We start from the raw sequence: 3,957 nt of genomic DNA on the forward strand, positions 1-3,957 counted from the left end.
GCCGACCCCTTCGCCGGCGTCGGCCCCGGCAACCGCAACAGCGGCGTCCAGTTCGTCGGCCGCTCGACCGTCTGGGGTGCGCACGGCGCCGCCGCCACGGCGCATCCGCGCGCCACCCTGATCGGCATCGACACCCTGAGGCGCGGCGGCTCGGCCATCGACGCGGCCATCGCCATCAACGCGGCGCTGGGCTTTCTCGAGCCCACCGCCAACGGCATCGGCGGCGACGCCTTCTGCATGATGTGGGACCCGGCCCGGCAGAAGGTCGTCGGCCTCAACGGCTCGGGCAACAGCCCCCGCGGCCTGACGCTGGAAACCGCCCGTTCGAAGAAGGCCGAGGACGGCTATCTGCCGCCCTATGGCGCCGTGACGGTCAACGTCCCCGGCACGGTCGACGCCTGGTGGAGCGCGCACCAGCGCTACGGCAAGCTGCCGTGGAAGGACGTCCTGCTGCCGGTCGCCGAGCTGTGCGAGGAGGGCGTGCCCATGCCCCAGCTGATCGCCTGGTATCTTGAGCGCAACATGGCCAATTTCGACCGCCGGTCCGCGATCATCGAGGAGAACGACAACCGCAGGAAGGTCTACGCCCCCGACGGCCGCACCCCGAAGGTCGGCGAGGTCTTCGCCAATCCGGACCTGGGCCGCACCCTGCGCCTGATCGCCGAGGGCGGGCGCGACGCCTTCTACGACGGCCCGATCGCCGACCATATCGAACGCTATTTCCGCCGCATCGGCGGCTGGATGACCCGCGCCGACCTCGCCGCCCACCGCACCGAATGGGTCGAGCCGATCCGCACCGGCTATCGCGGCGTCGACGTCTATGGCCTGGGCCCCAACACCCAGGGCCTGTCGACCAATCAGATCCTCAACATCTGCGAGAACTTCGATCTCAAGGGCATGGGCTTCCAGTCCGCCGCCTCGATCCACCATCAGGCCGAGGCCAAACGTCTGGCCTTCGAGGACCGGGCGAAATGGTTCGCCGACGACCGCTTCAGCCGCACCCCGGTCGAATGGTTGAACTCAAAGGCCTACGCCGCCGAACGCGCCCGCCTGATCCGCCCCGACCGCGTCATGGACCGCGTCTTCCCGGGCGACGCGCCGACCCGGGGAGACACCACCTATTTCAGCGTCGCCGACAAGGACGGCATGATGGTCAGCTGGATCCAGTCCAACTACCGCGGCATGGGCTCGGGCCTGGTCGCCGACGGCCCCGACGGCGCCACCCTGGGCTTCATGTTCCAGGACCGGGGCGAGCTGTTCAACCTCGCCGACGGTCACCCCAACGTCTATGCGCCCGGCAAACGGCCCTTCCACACCATCATCCCCGGCTTCGCCTGCAAGGGCGGCGAGCCGTGGATGGCGTTCGGCGTCATGGGCGGAGGCATGCAGCCGCAGGGCCAGGCCCAGATCATCATCAACATGGTCGACTACGGCCTCGACCCGCAGGAGGCCGGCGACGCGCCGCGCTGGCAGCACGAGGGTTCGTCGGAGCCCATGGGTCATCCGTCCGAGGGCGTCGGGACCCTGTTCCTCGAGACCGGGGTGCCGGCCGCGTCGAAGGCGCAGCTGGAGGCCATGGGCTGGGTCACGGGCGGCCCCAACGGCGGCTTCGGCGGCTATCAGAACGTGGTGCGTCAGGCGAACGAGAGAGGGCCCTGGACGTACGGGGCGGCGTCGGAGATGCGCAAGGACGGGCTGGCGCTGGCGTACTGACCCGCCACGCGACCGCCGCAATCGGGCGTCAACCCTTGCACACGCACAGGTATGGCCCGTGCGTGACCGGGGGTTCTCATGATCGCATTGTTCGCCGCCGCAACGATTCTCGCCGCCGCTCCCTGTTCGCCTCCGTCCGGGCACGAGGCCTTGTGGACGCCGGAGACCCGCTTCGTGATCGTGGGGGAAATCCACGGCGCCGCGGAGACGCCCGCCGCCTTCGCGCAACTGGTCTGCGCCGCGGCGGAACAGGGACCGGTGACCGTGGCGCTGGAGCTGCCTGTGGAAATGCAGCCCCGGCTGGACGCCTTCCTCGCGGCTCCGGACGACACGACGGCCGCGGAGGCTCTGCGGGACACCATTTTCCACAATGCGGCCATGGCGGACGGTCGCACCAGCCTGGCCATGCTGGAGATGATGCAGTCGATCCGCCGGTTGAAGGCTGGCGGGGCCGATGTGGCGTTCCGCGCCTTCCAGCCCTCCAGCCCGAGGCCGGCCGCCTTCGACCAGAACTACTATGAGCTGGACATGGCGGTGGAGCTGTCGCGGGCGGCGACCGGCCGGCCGGAGGCCCGGGTGCTGGTCCTGGTCGGCAACATTCACGCCAGCAAGACGCGCTTCGACCGGTTTGACCTCATGCCTGCCGCGGCCCACCTGCCGTCCAAGGAGACCATCACCCTCAACGTCGCCCAGCAGGGCGGGCAGTCGTGGAGCTGTCAGGCGGACGGCTGTCGGGCCCATGACTCCATGACCCGATACGACGCCGAAGCGCGCGGAGTCGTGATGGGCCCCGTCAGCGACGGCGCCTATGACGGCGTCATCGCCATCGGACCATGGACCGCATCTCCGCCGGTCGCGGCCCAGGCCTCAGCGGCTCCGTAGAGCCCGTTCGATCAGCCGGTCCGCCGTGGCGCCGCGGGGAGCGAACGCCAGCGCCGGCCAGTCCGGCGTCAACCGGTCGATGGCCAGCATGATCCCCAACCCCTCGTCCTGGCTCCAGCGATTGCCGCCGCCCCTTACGAAGGTCGTCGCGTCCGACGGGCTGAGACGGCCGCCGCGCGGGTCGGTCAGCCACATCCAGGCGGCCCAGTTGCCCGTGCCCTCCAGCGTCAGGAACACGTCGTCCGCCTCGGCGTAGAGCGCATCCGGCCCGCGGAACCAGCGCGTGCGCCGGGCTTCCATCGCCCGTGCGGCCGAGGCCAGACCGGCGCGCGCCGTCCGCGCGTCGGTCGCCGAGGCCGCCTGATAGAACAGGTCCCGTTCGGCCTCATAGGCGGCCGGATAATCCGGTCGCGCGCCGAACCGGTCCTGGATCACGTCGTCGTCACTGTCCTCGGGCAGGCCGCGCGCCAGCAGGTCGTCGATCCGTACGCCCAAACTCGCCGCCTGCTGGGTGTGGGCGAACTCGTGCATGAAGACGACCATGGACAGACGTCGCCAGTCGCGCGGCTCGTTGCGGTCCGCGCGCCAGACCGCCGGCAGGGCCATGATGAAGAACATCCGGCCGTCCGACATCGGCGAGGCGAAGGCCAGCTTCCGGGCCGGGACCGTCCCGCCGTCGGGCAGGTTAACCTGCCCCGAATGGGCGGCGCCGGTCGTGCGATAGCGCCGCGCGCCGACGCGGAAATCGCCGCGGGCGTCAGGGGTCAGGGTCCAGGCGCAGGCCTCGTCGAACAGGGTGATCACCGGAGTCACCGGCTCGGCGATCCGCAGCCGGTCATGATCCAGCCGGTCCCAGGACGCCAGCGCCTCGGATGTCCAGGCGCGCGGTTCGCCCGTAAAGCGACACGGCGGCGGCGGCGGGGCTGCGCCGGCAAGGAGGATGGAGGCGGCGAGAACGCTGATCATGATTCGCCAATGACGGACCGGGCCCCGAACTTCAAATGAACTCGCGGTCATGCCGTCGGGGATCAGTCCGCCGCGATCTCCTCCGGCTCCAGCTCATAGACCGTCGCGCAGTATTCGCAGGTCACCCGGATCATGCCGTCGGCCTCGACCATCTCGGCCCGCTCCTCGGCCTTGAACGAGGTCAGCACGCCGGCGATGCGGTCGCGCGAGCAGCGGCATTGCGCCACCAGCGCCCGGGCGTCCTCCAGCCTCACCCCATCTTCGTGGAACAGGCGGAACAGCAGGGTCTCGGGCGTGATGGTCGGGTCCAGAAGCTCATCGTCGCCCAGGGTCTGGAACAGGGCCCGCGACCGGTCCCACGCCTCCTCGGTCGAGCCGCGCGCGTCATCGCCGGCG

General features: G+C 70.3%; 4 protein-coding genes. 2 read left to right on the top strand and 2 right to left on the bottom strand.

Features of this window, described 5'->3' with window-relative positions:
• Both VN378_RS00850 and VN378_RS00855 read left to right on the top strand, forming a co-directional pair.
• Window positions 1-1,713, top strand: a 1,713-nt coding sequence (locus VN378_RS00850; protein WP_325740061.1) for a gamma-glutamyltransferase family protein, incomplete at its 5' end; no start/stop codon positions are given.
• Between the two features lie 78 nt (window positions 1,714-1,791).
• Window positions 1,792-2,595, top strand: a complete 804-nt coding sequence (locus VN378_RS00855) for a hypothetical protein (RefSeq protein WP_325740063.1) — start codon at window positions 1,792-1,794, stop codon at window positions 2,593-2,595.
• Here VN378_RS00855 and VN378_RS00860 read toward each other — a convergent pair.
• Both VN378_RS00860 and VN378_RS00865 read right to left on the bottom strand, forming a co-directional pair.
• Complete coding sequence (locus tag VN378_RS00860) at window positions 2,581-3,561, bottom strand: hypothetical protein (RefSeq protein ID WP_325740065.1); 981 nt, start codon at window positions 3,559-3,561, stop codon at window positions 2,581-2,583. The genes VN378_RS00855 and VN378_RS00860 overlap by 15 nt on opposite strands.
• Before the next feature lie 62 nt (window positions 3,562-3,623).
• A partial coding sequence (locus VN378_RS00865) for an Hsp33 family molecular chaperone HslO (RefSeq protein ID WP_325740067.1) occupies window positions 3,624-3,957 on the bottom strand: 334 nt, incomplete at its 5' end.

Source organism: Brevundimonas sp., from assembly GCF_035561115.1.
GTDB lineage: Bacteria > Pseudomonadota > Alphaproteobacteria > Caulobacterales > Caulobacteraceae > Brevundimonas.

What these genes read in the sequence shown, in the direction of transcription:
- VN378_RS00855 (WP_325740063.1), top strand. Translation starts at nt 1,792, where the DNA reads ATGATCGCATTGTTCGCCGCCGCAACGATTCTCGCCGCCGCTCCCTGT.
- VN378_RS00860 (WP_325740065.1), bottom strand. Translation starts at nt 3,561, where the DNA reads ATGATCAGCGTTCTCGCCGCCTCCATCCTCCTTGCCGGCGCAGCCCCG.